The following is an 18,464-nucleotide window of genomic DNA, read 5'->3' as shown; positions in this document are numbered from 1 at the left end:
GCCATGACTGAGAATGTCGTGATCGGGTGGCGGTCTACGGACCGCCGACTTCAGGCGGCTTCGGTCCGCTGGATGTCGCGGATGTCGACCCACAGCGCCGGCTTGGCGGGCGCGTAGACGAGCGTATCGCTGCGGGTGGGAGTATTGAGATCGTAGCCGAGGACGCGACGGCAGAGGAGCCCGTGCACCAACTGCTGCGCGGTGCGGGGGTCGTTGGCGAGGATCGAATGAATCCGACCAAGGGTCGTGCCGCCGTCGGCGGAAACCAGTTCCCGCACGCGATCGGTCTGCGCCGGCGAGGCCTCGTGGAAGCGGTCACAATAGGCCCGACGCACGTTCAGGCGGCGGACCTGGTTCAGGAACATCGACGTTCCGTCCTTCTCCTCGAACGTGATGTCGACCGCGGCGAAGGTCCGTTTGGCGTTCGCCATGATCTCCGCATACGACTGTTCGAGAAAGTACGAGCGGTCCGCCTTGACCTCGCCAGCGACCACGCCCTTGGTCACGTGGAGCGCGTGGAAATCGCTCAGATAGCTGGGCCCTCCGACCCACGCCGTCTTGAGACCCTGGAGATCGTAAGCCACCGTTTCCGGATCGGCCTCCAGTTCCTCCGACTGCGCCTGCTCGTACGGTCCGATACCCGAGATCATCCGCCCGGTCTTGACGCTCAGAGCCTGGAACGATCCCGTGGTCCGGTGGAACGTGACGGCGGAGCGGGTGTCGACCGACGTGACCTCGCCTGGTCCCCAGTTCGGGGCGGGGTCGGTTACGGCTGGAGCCGTGGCCAGCGCCGACCAGTACGGGTGGACGCGAGCCACTCCGCCGATGCGGCTGGCGCGGGCTGGTGCGCATGAGATGGCGGACGGAATCGTCAGCTCGATCACCGGTGTCTCGTCGGGATCGGCATTGGGGTAGGGCGGGTTCATCATCGCGTCCATCGGACCACCTCTCGTTTTTGAAACTAATTGCAAAACTCATATGATCTTTCGCAAGGACCTTTGCAAGTAGTTTCAGAAACTGGACTGTCGGCGCTTTGATATAGCTGTCCGCTCGGCTACGGAGGGGGATGGCTCGAGCTGCAGGAGATACATCGACAAAGGGCGCATCCGCGCAACCCCTCGGCCCTCCAGAGGGGGAGGTGGCCATGCTAGCGCCCATGTTGCAGGCGCGCGTCGAAGCTTCGGCGCAGCCAGTGCTGATGGAGATGCTCGGACCGAAGCTGTCGTCGGAGGAGGTGGCGTACTGGGCTTCACTAAGCCCGCTGAAGCGGGCCAAGGCAGCCAGACGACTCGAGGCATTGCGCGATTGGAAGGACGCGAAGGGTTCGATGTCTGTGGCAGACGCTGCCGTTGCCGCAGGAACGAGCGCCAGCCGCTTCTATCGATTGATCTCGGACTGGGGCCGTCGTGAATCCCTCGCTTCGCTGGGAGTGTTGGCGACCGTCGACCGGTCGAGCGCCGCGCGGATAGCCGAAGACGTCAACGCCACGCTGCTGCGGGAAGCCCACCGGGTCGTGACGGAGCTCGATGGGTCGTCTGTACGAGCTCAGGTCGTCCGGCTGAGGGAGACGGCCGAGCCGCTGGTCGCCAAGTTGCCGGGCGAGAGCAAACTGCGCCAGTACATCGAGCAGGCACGGCACCGCAGACAAAATCGCGCCGGTGTGGGAAACTACATCGTGTACGACTGTGCGGGCTGCACGCTCAAACGGCACGATGGTCGCTCCTGGATCATCTTCGCGCTGATCGACCGCGTCTCCGGTCTGATCCTGGGGTTCCAGCTGGGTGACCTGACGGATAGCGCGCGCGTGTTCATGCAGGTCGCTTCCGACGCGCTTCAGCGTCTATCGAGTCCATGGGCGAGGGGGCTACCCTGGGCGACGGCGTGCGCTGAGATCGACGCGGTCGTCGGGGGGGACCCTGAGATGGGCGACGACATCGACAACTGGTTCGAATTGAGCGCTGCGGCGGTCGATTTCGGATCCAACATAAAGATCGGCCTGGTAACGCGAAAGCGCAGACACGGGGCCTACCTGCGCAAGATCGTCGGACCCACCATAGGAAGGCTCGCTCTCTCCTCGGTGGTGAAGGCGGAGCGCGAGACGATCGATGCGGAGCAATCCACACCCGTTGACGCGGACGAGGCGCTCATGGTCATCGAGGGAGAGGTCGCGCGGTACAATACCGCAACTCTCGCCGAGCACTTCGGTGGTCCCGTACAGACGCCGGCACCGCCGCCCGGCAATCTCGTCGGGCTATTGAATGATCTGGTTCGCAAGGCGCCGATCATCCTGAGGTGATTACCGTGTCCTTTGTTCGAAGTTTGAACAAAGGCGCGTTCGGTCGGCCGATGTTGTGCCTCATGACGGCGTGACGGATGGCGTCCAACGCTTCGTTCTGATCGACCCGTCGCATCCATTCCAGTCGTTCCGGTACACGGGTCCTGGACGGGGTGGCGATACCAATGGTGTCGAGTTTGGAGCCGATGGCGGTGCGTAGCAGGTTGAAGGCCTTCGAGCCCGGATGTCTGACATCGATCGTCGCCAGATCGTCGGGCAATCTCTCCTCGCCGAGCGTGACGCCGTCGGCGAGCAGGGGGCGTCCGTCGGCGGCCGCTCCGTATCGCGATAGCAGATCTCGAGCGAACGAGACGAAGTCCGCCTTCGACGCGTGGGAGAACACCGGAGTGGCGGAGATGACGCGCATCTCGGGTAGCGCGACGCCGAACAGCAGGTGCGGCAATCTGGCGCTCCTGCCAATCCGGACAGGCAGGTCGAGGGTACAGCGGGCCACCAGGATCGACGGCGAGGAGGAGGCGATGTCGACGCCATTCCGGCTGCGCACGTCGTTCATGATCAGCCAGATCGTGGCGTTCGAAGGGCAGAGGGTTCCATCCATTTCGCACGCGCCCGCGGCGGCGGCGACCACATCCGTGAAGCGGGCCATCGGGCCTGCTGTCTCGACCGCACGTTCGACAGCGGTCCGACTCGTGTGCGGGATGCCTTTCGCGCTGCTGGTTACGGCTCGACTGCGCCGTTCGAACGTGACCCCCGCCTTTAGCCGGCCATGCTCCCGCCAGGATTTCACGAGCCGGGAGAAGTTGCTCGTGCTCATCCCGAGCGCGCTTGCGGCCAGCTTCGCATCGGCGCCCGAAGGACGTTGTATCTTCGCGTACTCGCGAACGATTTCGATGCGGCGTTTGGTTTCGGCAAGACGTCGTGGGTCGACCTCGCGTAGGTCTGGATCGTCCATGCGTTTTCTTCCTTCTTTATGGAAAGGGCGGGGCCGAGCGCGGTCGGCAGGCGAACGGGGTTCGCGGCGGCCATCCGCCGGAGCGTTCGGTCAGGGACCGGGGCGGCTAGCGCCGGGCGGGCAGATGAAAAGGCGGCCTGAAGAGCTGACGCCTCCGGCAACGGTGTCCGCTCCCGTCATCGGTCTGCCACCGACGCTGGGATCCACGTCCGGATGGTCGTGGCTTGTGTTCGACTGAGCGACGGCGGGTCCGTCGCGGTCTGGGCAGGCGCGCGCGGATGCGTTGCCCGCTCCACTGTACTTTTCGTTTTCACCTCCATTCGTGAAGCCGACCCCGTCGTCACGAACCTGGGTGCTGAGCCCACGGGGCCCGGTGAGCGTCAGCCGACGCGGTTCCGTTAAGGAGCATCCTGGGCGCCGGGCGCCGTGGCGCTGGCCTTGTCGATGTTCCATGGTGCGGCCGCCGATGGTTGGCGATTTGCGCCGTCGCGGTGCTTTCGACCGATCCCGCAGCGGACATCGCGACATCGACCGCGCGACCGCGCGACCGCGAGAACCGGGATTGAGCATTGCCGACCTGTCCCGAGACAGGTTGCAGGGGCTGTTCGCTATGCAGCGGGATCGCGGCAGGTGATCGCCGCAAAAGATGTGGGCACTAGGTTTTGACTGTCGGCGACATATCCAGGGTCGAGACGCGATGCCGGCCGGGCAGCGGCAGGCGCGGCTGGCTATGTCGCAGGAAACACGCCACGCCGTGACATCGCCAATGGCATGAAAGAACGCGAATGTGCTTTTCGGCTACTGCGAGCTTCGTCGCCTCCGGGATGCTGGCGGCGATCGGCGTCGCGACGCTGCGCCATGTCCGCGAGCCGCGGGCGCTGCTGTTCGCCTCCGTGCCGCTGCTGTTCGCCGGGCATCAGTTCTGCGAGGGACTGGTCTGGCTCGCGTTCCACGGCTCACTCGGCCGGGTCGCGCTCGACCATGCGGTCCTCCTGTTCATGCTGTACGCGCTTGGCATTCTGCCGACATTGATGCCGGCGGCGGTGGCACTGATGGAGCCGTCGGGATGGCGCCGGCAGGCGATCGTGGGACTGACAATGGCCGGAGCCGTCGTATGCGCCTGGAATATCGCAGGCCTTGTCCTGTTCCCGGTACATGCCTTCGTCGAACACTTCTCGATCGCGTACCGCAACGCGATGACCAGCAACATGACAGTGTCGATCCTGTACATATTGGCGACGTGCGGCGCGCTGCTGTTGTCGAGCCATCGCGTCGTCAGGACGTACGGCCTTCTCAACATCGTCGGGCTGACGATCGTCCATCTTGTCAAAGGCTATGCCTTCGCCTCGGTATGGTGCTTCTACGCCGCGATCATGAGCGTGATGCTCTATTGGCAGTTCCACCATCGCAGGATCGACGTCGAGACCCCGAACGGCGACTCCGCCGCGCACAAGCCGTTCTTGCTGACGTGGCTTCGGGGAGCCCGAGCATAGACCTCGCGCCAGTTGCACGGGCCAACTGAATAACGGCGTTGTTTCTAGCCGTTTGTGGCGAGCGAACCGCGTCGCGGGATCGTCGCCGCCCAGATCATTGCCAATGCACGGAAGGTGGCGATGACCTTCGAATACTATGACAGGGAGCATTGCCCGTCTGGCGAGATGCTGCAGCAGCACTCGTGTTGCCCAAGTGTTCTTTGCATGCGATGGTTGCGCGCGGAAGGTGAGGGGGCTCGCCGATCTCGGAGTCGTCGGTCAGGGGGAGCGACCAGTGAGCAAGAACATCTTGATATTCGCCGACGGCACCGGTCAGGCCGGCGGCGTTCGTCCCGACCAGCGGCTCAGCAACGTCTACAAGCTGTATCGGGCGTGCAGGACGGGTCCGGACAGCGTCATCGACCCGGACCGGCAGATCGCCTTTTACGACGCGGGACTAGGGACGGACGATGATGCAGCCGGCGCCCCGACACGTCTGGTTCGGTCGCTGCGCAAGACGCTGGCCTCGGTGACCGGTCGCGGCATCACGCGCAACATCACCGATTGCTACGAACACGTCCTCAACAACTACGAGCCGGGGGATCGCGTCTTCCTGTTCGGCTTCAGCCGCGGTGCCTACACCGCCCGCTGCATCGCGAACCTTCTCGAACTCTGCGGAGTGCCGACTCGCGGGGAGGGGGGCGGGCCTCTTCCTCGCCACAAGCCGGAGACGCGGGAGATCGCCGACAAGGCGGTCCGGGAGGTCTACGAGCACGGCGCCGGTCGTCTCGCGGCCGATTTCGACGACGAACGCAACGAACTCGCACGACGCTTCCGCGCACGATATGGCTCCGATGGTCCGGACGGGTCGAACGTCCACCCTCACTTCGTGGGTGTCTTCGACACGGTGGCATCGCTTGGTGCGCATGGTCTCGTGCGTGTCCTGATGGGCGCCGGTCTGCTGCTCGGGGTCGTCCTCGCCAGCATGGCGGTCGCCCTGTTGGCATGGCTGGTCTTCGACGCCTCCTTCTGGATCGCCACGGCGACGATGACGATCGCTGCTCTGTTGGCATTCGGCGCGTCGAGCCTGCGGTCGACGCTCCACATCATCCGCGACTATCCCAAGAAGGGCGACGTCCACCGGCACATCGCCAAGTGGAAGATGAAGAACTACGATCAGCGGCGGCCCCATGGCCTCCGCTACGCGCGGCACGCGCTCGCGATCGACGAGACCCGTGCGGACTTTCCGCGCGTGAGGTGGGGCTTCAAAGGGGTGGTCGATGCGAGCGCCGAGGGCGAAGCGCTACGTTTCGTACAGATGTGGTTCGCAGGCAATCACTCCGACATCGGCGGCAGCTACCCCGAGGAGGAATCGCGACTTTCCGACATCGCGCTGCGGTGGATGGTGGACGAGGCGACGGCCATTCCCGATCCGCTGATCGTCGACCCTTCGAGACTGAACACGTTTCCCTCTCCGGCGGGCATGCAGCATTGCGAGGTCGATGCGATGCGCGACTCGATCGGGGCGAAGCTGCCACGTTGGCTCAGGACGCGGTGGAAGCCGAGCTGGAAGGAACAGATCCGCATCGATGTACTGGGAGCGCCGGTGCATCACTCGGTGCAGGAGCGCTTCGCACTGCCAGGCGTCCTCAAATGCGGTAGCGTCGCGCCGTATCGCCCGGAGTCGCTGCGAAGCGATCCCCGGTTCGCTCACTTCTATGTAGAACAGGCTCAGTGACGCGACTGGCCGCGGCGCGGCTCTCGCTGCTGCTCGCCTTCGCGCTCGGTCTGTCCGGCTGCGTCCACGCCGTGGCCCAGGGGGATCTGTCCCGCTTCGCCGAAGCTGCAGGCAAGGTCCACGACCAGGCCGACGTGGCGTTCGCTCGTGCCAACGCGATCTCCAGGCAGGCTGCCATCGACGTGTTCGTGGCCTCCCGTCGCGTCGGTCTTTCGGACCGTGCGTTTCCACCTGTTCTCGACGCCGACACCATCGCCGCCTGGGACGCCGCCCTGTCAGATCTCGAGCGCTACGGATCGCTGCTGGCCGAGCTTACCGATGCCGGCAGGGGGGCGCGTGCCGGCTTGGGCGTCACGACTTTGGGTCACGAGCTTCAGTCCGGGCAGGCGGGCGCGGATCTTACCCCCGGCATCGGGGCGGGCTTCGCCGCCCTCGCCGGCATTCTCGTGGACTCGTCGGCGCAGTCTTCGGCGAAAGCCGTCATGCGCAGGGCTGATCCGGAAGTACGGCGCCTGCTCGTGGCGATGGCGAAGGCGGTCGGGTCCGACAGGACCGAAGGGCTTCAGGGGACGGTGTGGTCGAACTGGACGGCATCGCTCAACGGCACCCGCGTCGCCTACGCCGTCGCGGCCGAGAAGGGCGACGAGGCCCGACAGCGTTCGCTGATCGCCGACTATCTAGGCGGAGTCGACAAGCGTTCGGCCGATCTCCGCGCATTGTCAGCGCTACACGTGTCGCTGCTGGCCCTTGCAGATGCCCATGCCGCCGCGGCCGCCGGCTCGGCGCCGACGCAGGCCGCCATCATCGCGGGCATGGAGCGAAGGCTCGGCGACACGCGGCGCGACATCAAGACCCTTGGAGGTGGCGCATGAACAAGATCACGCCAGCCGATCGCACCGACGATCTGCCGAATGCCGAACTCGAGGTCCTTCACCGGCGCCTAGTGGCCTTGGTGGCGGACCTCGATCTCGCGATCGACGATGCGACGGACGCGGCACAGGTCCGGGTGCTGACCGAGCAGATCGCGGCAGCGAACATTCGGGTGACGGCTGTGGGGCGTGTGCTGTTCGCAAGACAGTCGAAGGACGTGACCGCGGCGGCGGGGGAGGTTGCGAAGAGCATCCCGGAGGTCGAACGGGCACTCGCTGATCTGGCGCGGCTCGAGACCTTCGTGTCGACCATGACAAGTATGCTGAAGCTGGTCGACGGCGCCGTCGCGACGGCCAGGCTGGCATCGTGATACGACGATGTTGGTGAGGACGATATGGCGGACGTTCCTGGTCCTGACCTTGGCGGTCGCGTCGGCTTCGCCGACCGTCGCGCAAATCGACAGTCCCGCCACTCCGGAAGCCGGTGCCGTCGCGAGCCCGTCCAGGCGAGTCGTCCGCAACGTGGTGGTTCGATCGGCACCCTCGACGCTGTCCACACCCTTGGGCGCACTCGAGCCGGGCGATGTGGTCGCCATCGTCGGCATGCGGCCAAACTGGATTGGAGTGAGACTTGTCGACGGCCGGCAGGGCTGGGTCAGCAGCCGATGGGTCGTGGTCTCCGCTCCGAAGTCCGCCGTACCGCCTTCCCTCGACGCCGCACCATACGTCCTTGAGGCCATCGACGTCGGCACCGGGCTCGCCGTTCTCGTCACCGGCCCGGACTTCACGCTGCTCTACGACGGGGGAAGCAACGATGACGTCGCGACGGGCGAGAGCAATCGTCTTCTCGCGTATCTTCGCGCGGCGCACCCCGCCCTCCAGCGGATCGACGCATTGATCCTCAGCCATCCTCACCGCGATCACGTCGAGCTCTTGGCGGACGTCATCGAACGATATGACGTCAGATCGGTATGGGACTCCGGCCGAACGAACGGCATCTGTGGCTACCGAGCGTTCGTTTCCGCGATCTCGCTCCGACCTGCGATCGTCTATCACGACGCGCTGCCGGGCGAGACCGTCCACGATGCGCTGTTTCCCGAGCAGACATGCAAGGGGAGGAGGCTGCCGGCGGTGACCGTCCGCATCGAAAACCCGCAGCTCATGGTAGTCGGTGCGCCTATAGCACTCGGTGCGAGTGCTACGATGACCGTGCTCGCGGCTGATGGCGCGCCGTTGCCGGACGTGAACGCGAACAGCGTCGTGGTCCGGCTTCAGTTGGGGGCCCGGTCCGTGCTGCTGATGGGCGATGCCGAGGCGGGGGGGCGGCAGGATCCGGACCGCGCCCCGGAAGTGCGGTCGATCGAGGGGCGCCTGCTTTCGTGCTGCGCGAGTGAGATACGGTCGGATGTGATGGTGGTCGGTCACCACGGAAGCCGCACCTCGTCGAGGTCGTCATTCTTAGACGCGGTCGGGGCACGGGACTTCGTGGTCTCCGCCGGGCCGACGCGGTACGGCTCCGTCACGCTCCCCGACGCCGTCGTTGTAGACGAGCTTGCCTCCAGGGGGACGGTGTGGCGGACCGACCGCGACGACCCGGCCTGTGCCGTCGATGCGCACAAGGTCGGCCTCGACGCCGACGGTGAGCCGGGCGGCTGCGACAACGTCCGGTTGAGGATCGGGGATGACGGGGTCCAGGGATCCTACTTCGGGCCCGCCGATTGACGCGGTGTTGAGGACGATCTTCTTACGTGCCGGACGACTCGACACGCGTCATCAACTGCGTCACTTTGTCTTTGAAATGACATCGTGTTTGGAGCTCGGGCGGTGAATGACGAACAGCCGCCGCTGTTTACGGAATGCGGCAAATGCGGTGGTCGAGGTGACTGGACGCCACCACCAGAGGTTCGTGGTAACTCCCGGACCATCTTCGGGCGGGAAGACTGCCCCGATTGTGACGGTCTTGGTGTTGTCGTCTCTGCTTTGGGATCAGAAGTCGTCGAACTGATCAGGCGCCTTCGTTCCAGGGGTCGGATTTGAAACCGCCTGCGCCACGACGATCGGCGAAGCCTCTCGAGGTAAAGTCGCCGCTGGTCTTCATCTCCTACTCTCATCGCGACGACGACGCGCGGAAGACCCTGGACAAGCACCTCATCCAGTTGAAGCGGGAGGGCGTCGAGGTATGGTTCGACGGCGACATTCTGCCGGGCGCCGAGATCGATCCTGATGTTCGCCGCATGCTCAAGCGTGCCGACGTGTTCGTGGCCCTCGGTAGTCCGGACTATCTGAATTCGACCTACTGCTTCGATACGGAGTACGGATACGCGATCCGCAAGGCCGCTCGCAAGCAGGTGCATGTCGTCGTGGCCCTGCTTCGGGCATGCCAGTGGCGACACACCCGGATGGCGAGATACAAGCTGTTGCCGAAGGACGGGAAACCGGTCGATCAGTGGGCGCGGCGGGGCGACGCGTACGAGGATATAGTCGAGGGCATCAGGGCGGTGGTCAAGGTCGTTCGCAGGGATCGCGAGGCGTTGGCGACGACGGCGGCGGCGACAGGCAAGCCGAAGCGAAGCTCTTCGAAGACGGTGGCGAAGACGCCGGCCGTCAGAGGCTCCGCTGCAGCAGCGAAGAAGAGCGTGGCGGCTCGAAAGGTCTCCAAGGACTTGACGGTCGCATCCTCGAAGGCCCCACGGAAGCGTTCAGCCACCGATGCCGCCGCAAAGGGCAAGCCGGCGGGAGCGGGGCGGGCGAAGCGGCCATGATCATCAGTTTCGGTCCGGGGACGCAGATTGGTCAGTTATTCCGTGCTGGACATCGCGCAGGTGGAGAGGTCGAACATTGACGCGTGTGGAGATCCGCGAGGAGCCCGGGTGTTTCATCTGGGAAGTCACCGATGACGGCGGGACGCTGTACTACGAGGTGAAATGCGGGGTGCATCGTCTGCTGCGCTTCGAGACGGAGATCGAAGCGAACGCCCATTTCGACCGATGGGCGCCCGAAGTGGCAAACGATATCGAGACCTTCGATCGCTGACTGGTCGGTCCGCCGCCTCGTGCGCCGCTTGCTTGACGATCGCCGGAACTCGGCAATCCATCGCGGTCGATTCGCCTTGGTCAATCCGAACGTGCGTCGCTAGCGTGGTGAGGGGGTAGCGCGACGATGTCGTTTTTTTCGAAGCTGATGCGGGCGCTTGGCCTTGCCGACGGGCCCGCGGACCCAAGCGAAGAGGCTGGACCGACGCATTCGGCCACGCCCTCAACGCGATCCGACGCGTCGTCGCTTCCAGGGCTATTCCCGAAGATCCAGCATCCGCCGACGAACGCGTCGATGAATGACGTAGCACCGGTGTGGCTATCGCCACCGGCCCCCCCATCGGCACCGTCGACGCCGTTGGCGCCGCCGCTATCTGTTCCGCCCCGAGCTGATAAGTCGAGCGCAACAAGCGGCAGCTCTGAGACCGACGTGACAGCCGGCTCCGATGGTCGATACCGAGCGGCGGGCTACTCGTTCGCGACCCGGGCTCAGGCGGCGGACTTCGCCCAACGCCAGGTCCGACGGACGTCACCCTCGAAACCGGATCCCGCCGATCATCAGTCGCGGCGGCAAGAGGTTCCGCCGGTCCGCGACGCGCCTTCACGCGCGACGCCCGCAGTCAAGCAAAGCGACGGAGTGACGATGTCGTCGGATGGTCTCTACCATGCAGGCGGCTACGCATTCACGACCGAAGCGCAGGCGCGCAGCTTCGTCACGCGGCGTAGCACCAGCGTCCCCGGTCTCCAGCCTGCGGATCGCTTGGAGGAGACGCGCCCGACGTATCGCCCATCGCCATCACCGGTGCGGCCGCCGTCACCGCCGCCGCCGCCGTCGCCGCCGTCGCCACCGCCGCCACCGCCGCCGCCGTCGCCACCGCCGCCACCGTCGCCACCGCCACGCGCGGTGCCGCCCGTCTCGACCCGGCGCACCCGGGCGGACGTCGATCCTAGATGGATCCTGGGACCCGAGACCTGGGAGGTCGGGTCGGTCAATTTCGAGGCTCGATTGCTGTATGTCGGTAATCAACATCATCCGTACGCCTATCCGCGCCACCCTTCCCTGATCGATCCCGCACTGCCGGTCGCCGCTTCCTACTCGTCGTCGGACGCGGTGATGACCTGGAACATCGACTATTCGGCGTTCGAGCCAGCCGTACGGAGGGGGTATCTGGAATGGTTGGCCGCAGGCCGTACCGGCGGCGCGTCGCCTGCATTCGCGAAGCTCTACTTCCATGGTTTGGAGCGGCGGCTGCTCTTTGAGGACGCCAGGGCTGACGCGCCGCTGATCCTTGCCGAACTGCGTCGTCTGATGCAGTTCTACGGAGACGACTACAATTTCGGACCGGCCGCCGCGAAGCTGATTGATCTGACATCGGTGATCTCCAAGGAGGAAGGTCCACCGACCAGGCCGAGCCTTTCGCTTCGCAACGGCTACGAACTGCCCCTCAAGCTTCGCATCGAACTTGGTGAGCGCGTGGCTGCTGGCGATGCCCTCGATGCCGATGCCGCGCTCTGCTGGCTGCTTGCGACCCCGGACACCTGGCCGCGGATGCCGGTGACGAGATGCTTCGAGGAATTCTTGGATTTGTGGCGGCGTCGGTTCGCGCAATCGTATCCGACCGGCTTGAGGGTCAGGGTGCCGAAGGCTCGCATCGACTACCGCTACCAGTCGGCGACGGGCTTCCATGTCGACCTCAAGCTCGCCGATGTTCCGGATCTTTCGGGAACGACGGCGCCGATCGTGCGCCTTCGGGAGATGATGAACGCCTGCTCGGACGAACTCGGGTCGTACAGCCGCATGATCGGGTCCGATGCCACCGCTCGAGGATCGATCGCCGCGGCCGCGCTTCTGCCGCGGGACATGGCGGATGGTCCCTCCGGAGAACCCCTCCGCGTCGCGCGAACTCGCCTGAACCTGACGCCTGGCGAGCCGACGCTCACCACCGCCGACGCCGTCATGGAGATCGTCGGGCTTGCTCCGGTCGGCGGGAACGGGACCATCGGCTCCGCATCGCAGAAGCAGCTCGCACAGCGTCTGGACGCGATGGCCGTGGGCTTCGAACCCGACCGGCGGCATGGGGCGACCGGTTCCATGACCGGCAACTCCGCTGTCGGCCTGTTCGAGATTGGCGGAGCGGCGCAAGAAATGGGGGACGATCCCGCGTATGCGATCGCGCGGTCGGTCGTGGACGTGGCGATCCTGGCCGCATCGTCCGATGGATCGATAGTCCAGGCGGAGCTTCTGGCGATCGGCGAGCACGTGGCTGGCCTGACCGAACTCGGGGACCACGCCCGCCGCAGACTCGCGGCGCACGTCGCAGTGGTGGCCAAGCAGCCGCCCAAGGTGTCCGCCGCCCTGAAGCGTCTGGCGGACATGCCGGCGGACGCCAAGCGAGCGGTGGCGGCGGCAGCGGCGGCGACCATTCTGGCGGACGGTCAGATACTGCCCGCGGAGGTCCGGTTCCTCGAGAACCTGTACAAGGTCCTCGGCCTGCCAGCCGACGACGTCTACGGCGTGCTCCACCGCGGCGGCGAGCCTGATGCGCCTGTCAGCGTCATGCCGGCGAGAGCCGAGGCGGGCGTTGCGCTTCCGCCGCGCGAGCCGGGCGCGGATCTCGGGATCGACGTCGCGCGACTGGCCAGGATACGGAGCGAGACGTCCGACGTATCGAAGCTGCTCGCCTCGATATTCGTAGAGGACGAGGTCGCCGAGCCCGCCAAGTCCGAGATCGTTGCAGTCGGCCGGTATCCGGGACTGGATGCAGCCCATGCCGCGCTGCTCGCCAGCATCGTCGTCGGTTCCATCACTTCGCGTGCGCAGTTCGATGTCGCGGCCCGGGCGGAGCGGCTCGGGGCGGAAGGAGCCATCGAGACCTTGAACGAATGGGCCTTCGACCAGTTCGACGAGCCGGTCCTGGATGACAGCGAGTCCCTGGTGATCCCCTCTCACATTCTCCCCCTACTTCAACCGATGGATGCATCTTGACCAAGCCAACACTCCGTCCCCGCGATAGGGACACCATCCTTCAGGCCCTCGCTGCGGGCGTCGTGCCGCGTCTCGGGCTCCCCCACATCCAGGTCGGTCGGGCAGCCGAGATCGCTGCTCTCGTCCGCGACATCGACCGCGTCGCCGATGGTGGTGCGGGCATGCGGCTGGTCGTCGGCGAATACGGTGCGGGCAAGACCTTTTTCCTCAATCTCGTCCGTCTCATCGCACTCGAACGCAAATGCGTCACGATCCATGCCGATCTTGCACCGGACCGGCGGCTCCATGCGACCGGCGGTCAGGCCCGAGGCCTCTTCGCCGAGGCGATCCGCAACATGGCTACCCGGACGAAGCCCGAAGGCGGCGCGCTCGCGAGCATCCTGGAACGCTTCATCGGGACGTGCGTGCAGGTCTCCGGGTCCGAAGGACGCCCGGTCGAACGCGTGATCGACACGGCGCTGGCGTCCATGCACGACCACCTTGGTGGCCACGACTTCGTGACGGTGGTGAAGACGTACTGGCAGGCGGGCGAGGACGGCGACGACGGGCGCAAGGCGGCCGCGCTGCGTTGGCTTCGAGCCGAGTATCCGACCAAGACCGAGGCGCGCAACGCGCTGGGTGTCCGCTCGATTATCGACGATGCCGACGTCTATGACAGCTTCAAGCTCATGGCCGCCTTCGTCCGTATCGCGGGTTATGCCGGACTGGTCGTGGTGCTCGACGAGATGGTCAATCTCTACAAGCTGCAGAGTGCGCAGGCGCGGAGCCAGAACTACGAGCAGCTGCTCCGCATGCTCAACGACGTGCTGCAGGGCGACGTCGCCGGACTGGGATTCGTGTTGGGCGGCACGCCCGAGTTCCTCATGGACAGCCGGCGCGGTCTCTACAGCTATCAGGCGCTTCAGTCCCGACTGTCCGAGAACGGCTTCGCCACAGGCGGCCTTGTCGATCTGTCCGGTCCGGTCTTGCGGCTGCAGAGCCTCACGCCGGAGGACCTCCTCGTTCTCCTGGGCAACATCCGCTCGGTCTTCGCGTCGGGCGCGGCAGACGGCGAACTTGTACCGGACGGGGCGCTGACCGCCTTCATGTCGCATTGCAACAACCGCATCGGCGAGGCGTATTTCCGCACCCCCCGCAACACGATCAAGGCGTTCGTCCAGTTCCTGGCCGTGCTCGAACAGAACCCGGGGACAGATTGGCGCCCGTTGATCGGCGCGGTCGAGGTGGCGAACGATGAGGACGCCGCGATCGGAGACGACGAGGGCGACGACGAACTCGCCACGCTGCGCCTGTAGCGGTGCCATCCTCCTACGACCTGCTCCACCCCGAGGTTCAACGCTGGATACGCGACGAGGGGTGGACGGAGCTTCGGCAGGTCCAGGACCGGGCGATAGCGGCGATCCTCGGGGGCGGGGACGACGTCCTGATCTCGGCGGCGACGGCGGCTGGTAAGACCGAGGCCGCGTTCCTGCCTCTTATCACTCAGGCTGTGAACAGGGAGGCGTCGGGTCTCGCGATCCTCTACGTCAGTCCGTTGAAGGCGCTGATCAACGATCAGGCGCGCCGGCTGGACGGTCTTTGCGAGACGCTCGGTCTCCCTCTCGTACGCTGGCATGGAGACGCGCCACAGGGACCAAAGACGCGGACTTTCAAGGATCCGCGGGGAGTCGCGTTGATCACGCCGGAGTCGATCGAGGCAATGCTGGTCAGACGGCCTGGGGATGCCCGTCGGTTGCTCGGTTCGCTGGACGGTATCGTCATCGACGAGCTTCACGCCTTCCTTCGCGGCCCCCGTGGACTGCACCTCGCTTCGCTGCTCCGCCGCATCGACGCCATGGCGGAACGGCGCCCGCGACGGATCGGTCTGTCGGCGACGATCGGCGATCCGTCGATCGCGGCCGCGTGGCTGAACCCGCAGGCTGCCTCGACGGTGGTCCGGATCGACGTGGCGGGAGGGCAGCCCGAGCTCCGGCTCCAGGTTCGCGGGTATGTGCAACGGGACGCCGTCATCGGCATCGATGCGATCGGCCCGGACGGTATCCGGATCGAGGGCGACGTCGATGCCCTGAGCGGTATCGCCGATCACGGCTTCATGCACCTGCGTGCCGGCAACAACCTTCTGTTCGCTGGTTCCCGGCGCAACGTCGAGGAACTGGCTGACCGGCTTCGCGCGCGATCGGACGCGGCGGGCGTGCCCAACGCGTTCCTTCCGCATCATGGCAATCTGTCTCGCGAGTTGCGGGAGGAGGTCGAAGGTCGGCTGAAGGCGGGCGACGTGCCGACCACCGCCATCGCCACGACGACTCTGGAACTGGGCATCGACATCGGATCGGTCGCATCTATCGCACAGCTTGGTCCGCCGCGGTCGATCGCCGGCCTGCGACAGCGTCTTGGTCGAAGTGGCCGCCGGGCGGGGGCTGCCGCGGTGATGCGCATCTATCTCCGTGAGCCGGCTGCTCCCGATGGCCCCCTGAGCCGGCTCCATCTGCCTACGGTAGGAGCGGTCGCCGCTGTTCGCCTTCTGCTGGACCGTTTCGTCGAGCCGCCCGATCGCTTCGACGCGAGCTCGTTAAGCGTGGCGGTTCAGCAGACGCTGTCGCTGATCGTCGAGCGTGGTGGGGTCACGCCCGCCGGGTTGCACCGGGCACTGTTCTTCAATGGGGCGTTGGGGATGTCGACGGGTGAGTTGGCTATTCTTCTGCGCGGCATGGCAGATCCGGACGCGGGATTGATCGAACAGTCTCCGGATGGTCTGCTCATGCTTGGGCGTGAAGGCGAACGGATAACCGTGTCGCGTGACTTCTACGCGAATTTCGACACGGACGAGGAATGGCGCCTCGTTGCCGGGGGACGCAACCTTGGTACCATTCCGCTCTCCAACGCCGTCGCGATCGGGGGCCTGGTCGGTTTCGCGGGCCGTCGCTGGCGCATCGTCTCGGTGGACGATGCCGCGAAGGTCGTCGATGTCGTCTCCCACCCGTCCGGGCGACTTCCGCAGTTCGATAGCGGGTCGGGCGAACCGATCCACGATCGCATGGCGGCCGAGATGCTGGCCGTCCTTCGCGATGAAGACCTGCCTCCGTGGGCCGACGCGGTTTCGAACAAGTTGTTGCAGGAGGCACGGGACACTTGGTCCGGCATGTCGCGTACGGATCCGAGCATTATCGAAGTGGGACGTACAACGCTGCTTTTCACTTGGCGCGGTTCCGCCTTCAACGAGCTCGCCACGGTCGTGTTCGTTTCCGCGGGCCACCATGCCGAGGCGAACGACGTAGGCGTCGAGATAGAGGGAATCAGTCGGCTCGAACTCGTCGCCCTTATCCCCCATCTGCTGACGCTGCTCGACGCGGGGGGGCTGTCGAAGTCGGTGGAGGGCCTGCGCCGCGCAAAGTACGACGCCTTCGTCCCGGAGGCGCTTCTGCGCCTGAATTGGGCCCGCCGCCATGAGGGTCTGGTCGCGGACGTGGCAGCATTTCTCGCCGGACTGGCGCGCGATCCAGGGCTTGCGGCCCATTCCCCGCGCTGAGCGGCTTCTTAATAGAAATTGAGCGCGAAACCACCCTCAAGAATGGTTTCGGCCCAAGGTTGTAGGCATCGGCTGGACACCGCGCACCTGGGAGGGCTGGGCGATCATCGTTGCCGTGATTGCGATCGCCGCGATCGTCGGGCGAATAAATAACTGAGCCAGCTTCGCGTGTCGTCGCCATATTGCGCCTGGCAACGAACCGGGCTTAGGCTTGAGCGATGGAAAACACCGCACCGTCGCTCGACCTGTTCACCCGCCTCGAGATCACCCTGGAGGTGCGCAACGAAGCTGCCGACGCCTTCGACCTGTTCAAGCAGGACGCAGTGATGGCCCACGCGCCGGCACCCGGCGACGAGCCCGCCATCACCAGCGACGACGCTGCGGATGCAGCGGCCGGGGAAGTCGACGAGTTCAGCGCCGAAGTCAGGGGCTTGTTGAACGATGCATCGGACGCAGATCTGATCGGCGCCTATGAGCAGTCGGGCGGCGTAGTGGGCCACCCGGTAGCTGAAGCGCTACTCGGCGAGATCAAGCGTCGCGGTCTCGGGCTCTGACCGATGTGTAATCGCGCCCGGTTCGACGGCGAGCCGGAGACCATCACCGAACGATTCGGTGCGGAATGGCTTGCCGACAAGCCGATGGACAACCGGTTCGACCCGAAGGAGCTGCGCCCGTTCGGGCGGGCGTACGTCGTGCGGAACGGATCCGACCGTCGCGGGCTGGACGTGATGGAATGGGACGTCCTGGCGGGGCAGGCGAAGCAGGCTGGCCGCAAGGTTGCGCAGACCAATGTCCGTACGCTTCATCTCCCGCAATGGCGTTCCCTTGTGTCCGATCCGGCTAACCGATGCCTGATCCCGCTGACGGAGTTCTGCGAATGGGCGCGCGAGCCGACCGACCTTGGGGACGGTAAGAAGCCTATTAAGGGGGAGATGTGGTTCGGGGTGACCGACCAGCCCGTTTTCGCGATCGCCGGTTTTTGGCGGCAGGTTGGCGAACAGCGCTACTTCGCGATGGTGACGTGCGACGCGAACGAACTGGTGGCGCCGATCCACCCGAAGGCGATGATCACGATCCTGCGGCCGGACGATCACGAGCGGTGGTTGACCGGTAGCTATGACGACGTTCTGTCCTTGCAGCGGCCATATCCGGCCGACCGGATGACGGTACGAGGCCCGGTGTTCCCGACGCGTACGGCAGCGCCTCGGTTGATCTAGCGACGATCAGGCTGATTGACTTAGGATTTAGTTAGACCAGGCTGGGCCGAGTCGACTTTCACGTCTGTGTCGCTGGGTTCGAAGCGGATCGTCCAACGGGAATACCCTTCCGGCGAAACTTCAATGTCAGGTAGACCGATCGAATCGGTACCTGTTTCGACCCAGCCAGCACCGTGGCACCGGTCGCATGCCATTCGCTTGCACCGGAAACTGACGAGGTCGATCTCGGTATTCCACTGCCCGCGGCCCTTGCAGACCGGGCACATGGCATCCAGGCTGCCGTTACGCGGTTGAAGGGGCACGACGTCGAACGCGTGGGGGCTGTCGGGTCCGTCGCAGAGAACGATGTTGCTGGCATGGCTCATGGCCTCTTCCT

At 65.4% G+C, this 18,464-nt stretch carries 17 protein-coding genes; 13 read left to right on the top strand and 4 right to left on the bottom strand.

The window, feature by feature from the left end; all coding sequences use genetic code 11:
- Positions 1–50: 50 nt before the first annotated feature.
- Positions 51–938, bottom strand: a complete 888-nt coding sequence (locus H8S47_RS05710; RefSeq protein ID WP_187502958.1) for a hypothetical protein — start codon at positions 936–938, stop codon at positions 51–53.
- 206 nt (positions 939–1,144) lie between these two features.
- Between H8S47_RS05710 and H8S47_RS05705 the strand changes: the two genes are divergently transcribed.
- Positions 1,145–2,296: a hypothetical protein gene (locus tag H8S47_RS05705; protein WP_187502957.1), complete on the top strand. Its 1,152-nt coding sequence runs from the start codon at positions 1,145–1,147 to the stop codon at positions 2,294–2,296.
- Here the strand turns inward: H8S47_RS05705 and H8S47_RS05700 are convergent.
- Positions 2,283–3,248, bottom strand: a complete 966-nt coding sequence (locus H8S47_RS05700) for a hypothetical protein (protein WP_187502956.1) — start codon at positions 3,246–3,248, stop codon at positions 2,283–2,285. The two genes, H8S47_RS05705 and H8S47_RS05700, sit on opposite strands and share 14 nt — an antisense overlap.
- Before the next feature lie 785 nt (positions 3,249–4,033).
- On the opposite strand from H8S47_RS05700, the gene H8S47_RS05695 reads away from it, so the two are divergent.
- From H8S47_RS05695 to H8S47_RS05665, 7 genes are all read left to right on the top strand, one after another.
- Positions 4,034–4,741: a DUF6629 family protein gene (locus tag H8S47_RS05695; RefSeq protein ID WP_187502955.1), complete on the top strand. Its 708-nt coding sequence runs from the start codon at positions 4,034–4,036 to the stop codon at positions 4,739–4,741.
- A gap of 274 nt (positions 4,742–5,015) precedes the next feature.
- Positions 5,016–6,458, top strand: a complete 1,443-nt coding sequence (locus H8S47_RS05690) for a DUF2235 domain-containing protein (protein ID WP_187502954.1) — start codon at positions 5,016–5,018, stop codon at positions 6,456–6,458.
- Complete coding sequence (locus H8S47_RS05685; RefSeq protein WP_187502953.1) at positions 6,455–7,330, top strand: hypothetical protein; 876 nt, start codon at positions 6,455–6,457, stop codon at positions 7,328–7,330. Before H8S47_RS05690 ends, H8S47_RS05685 begins: the two co-directional genes overlap by 4 nt.
- Positions 7,327–7,698: a hypothetical protein gene (locus H8S47_RS05680; protein WP_187502952.1), complete on the top strand. Its 372-nt coding sequence runs from the start codon at positions 7,327–7,329 to the stop codon at positions 7,696–7,698. The genes H8S47_RS05685 and H8S47_RS05680 overlap by 4 nt, the downstream gene beginning before the upstream one ends.
- A 13-nt stretch (positions 7,699–7,711) precedes the next feature.
- The gene (locus tag H8S47_RS05675; protein WP_187502951.1) at positions 7,712–9,049 is read left to right on the top strand and encodes an MBL fold metallo-hydrolase; all 1,338 of its coding nucleotides are present in this window, start codon (positions 7,712–7,714) and stop codon (positions 9,047–9,049) included.
- A 311-nt stretch (positions 9,050–9,360) separates the two neighbouring features.
- Positions 9,361–10,089: a toll/interleukin-1 receptor domain-containing protein gene (locus H8S47_RS05670; protein ID WP_187502950.1), complete on the top strand. Its 729-nt coding sequence runs from the start codon at positions 9,361–9,363 to the stop codon at positions 10,087–10,089.
- An 85-nt stretch (positions 10,090–10,174) separates the two neighbouring features.
- The gene (locus H8S47_RS05665) at positions 10,175–10,360 is read left to right on the top strand and encodes a hypothetical protein (RefSeq protein WP_187502949.1); all 186 of its coding nucleotides are present in this window, start codon (positions 10,175–10,177) and stop codon (positions 10,358–10,360) included.
- A gap of 712 nt (positions 10,361–11,072) precedes the next feature.
- On the opposite strand, the gene H8S47_RS19125 is transcribed toward H8S47_RS05665, so the two are convergent.
- Positions 11,073–11,258: a hypothetical protein gene (locus H8S47_RS19125; RefSeq protein WP_187502948.1), complete on the bottom strand. Its 186-nt coding sequence runs from the start codon at positions 11,256–11,258 to the stop codon at positions 11,073–11,075.
- Between the two features lie 5 nt (positions 11,259–11,263).
- On the opposite strand from H8S47_RS19125, the gene H8S47_RS05655 reads away from it, so the two are divergent.
- The 5 genes from H8S47_RS05655 to H8S47_RS05635 all read left to right on the top strand — a co-directional run bounded on the left by H8S47_RS05655 (position 11,264) and on the right by H8S47_RS05635 (position 18,088).
- Complete coding sequence (locus tag H8S47_RS05655) at positions 11,264–13,345, top strand: tellurite resistance TerB family protein (RefSeq protein WP_187502947.1); 2,082 nt, start codon at positions 11,264–11,266, stop codon at positions 13,343–13,345.
- Positions 13,342–14,640, top strand: coding sequence for an ATP-binding protein (locus tag H8S47_RS05650; protein ID WP_187502946.1), 1,299 nt, complete (start codon positions 13,342–13,344; stop codon positions 14,638–14,640). The genes H8S47_RS05655 and H8S47_RS05650 overlap by 4 nt, the downstream gene beginning before the upstream one ends.
- Before the next feature lie 2 nt (positions 14,641–14,642).
- The gene (locus H8S47_RS05645) at positions 14,643–16,871 is read left to right on the top strand and encodes a DEAD/DEAH box helicase (RefSeq protein ID WP_187502945.1); all 2,229 of its coding nucleotides are present in this window, start codon (positions 14,643–14,645) and stop codon (positions 16,869–16,871) included.
- A 218-nt stretch (positions 16,872–17,089) separates the two neighbouring features.
- Entirely contained in the window at positions 17,090–17,425 is a 336-nt protein-coding gene (locus H8S47_RS05640; RefSeq protein ID WP_187502944.1) for a hypothetical protein, read from the top strand.
- 3 nt (positions 17,426–17,428) lie between these two features.
- The gene (locus H8S47_RS05635) at positions 17,429–18,088 is read left to right on the top strand and encodes an SOS response-associated peptidase family protein (RefSeq protein ID WP_187502943.1); all 660 of its coding nucleotides are present in this window, start codon (positions 17,429–17,431) and stop codon (positions 18,086–18,088) included.
- 20 nt (positions 18,089–18,108) lie between these two features.
- On the opposite strand, the gene H8S47_RS05630 is transcribed toward H8S47_RS05635, so the two are convergent.
- The gene (locus H8S47_RS05630; protein WP_187502942.1) at positions 18,109–18,453 is read right to left on the bottom strand and encodes a hypothetical protein; all 345 of its coding nucleotides are present in this window, start codon (positions 18,451–18,453) and stop codon (positions 18,109–18,111) included.
- Positions 18,454–18,464: the final 11 nt, after the last annotated feature.

The organism is Sphingomonas albertensis (genome assembly GCF_014358075.1).
Taxonomy (GTDB): Bacteria; Pseudomonadota; Alphaproteobacteria; order Sphingomonadales; family Sphingomonadaceae; genus Sphingomonas; species Sphingomonas albertensis.
Note: the sequence above shows the minus strand (reverse complement) of the source record. Positions and strands in the feature narration are given on the sequence as shown.

Excerpts from the sequence above, each read along its gene's own strand:
- H8S47_RS05710 (WP_187502958.1), bottom strand. The coding sequence starts at position 938 with ATGGACGCGATGATGAACCCGCCCTACCCCAATGCCGATCCCGACGAG.
- H8S47_RS05705 (WP_187502957.1), top strand. The coding sequence starts at position 1,145 with ATGCTAGCGCCCATGTTGCAGGCGCGCGTCGAAGCTTCGGCGCAGCCA.
- H8S47_RS05700 (WP_187502956.1), bottom strand. The coding sequence starts at position 3,248 with ATGGACGATCCAGACCTACGCGAGGTCGACCCACGACGTCTTGCCGAA.
- H8S47_RS05695 (WP_187502955.1), top strand. The coding sequence starts at position 4,034 with ATGTGCTTTTCGGCTACTGCGAGCTTCGTCGCCTCCGGGATGCTGGCG.
- H8S47_RS05680 (WP_187502952.1), top strand. The coding sequence starts at position 7,327 with ATGAACAAGATCACGCCAGCCGATCGCACCGACGATCTGCCGAATGCC.
- H8S47_RS05640 (WP_187502944.1), top strand. The coding sequence starts at position 17,090 with ATGGAAAACACCGCACCGTCGCTCGACCTGTTCACCCGCCTCGAGATC.
- H8S47_RS05635 (WP_187502943.1), top strand. The coding sequence starts at position 17,429 with ATGTGTAATCGCGCCCGGTTCGACGGCGAGCCGGAGACCATCACCGAA.
- H8S47_RS05630 (WP_187502942.1), bottom strand. The coding sequence starts at position 18,453 with ATGAGCCATGCCAGCAACATCGTTCTCTGCGACGGACCCGACAGCCCC.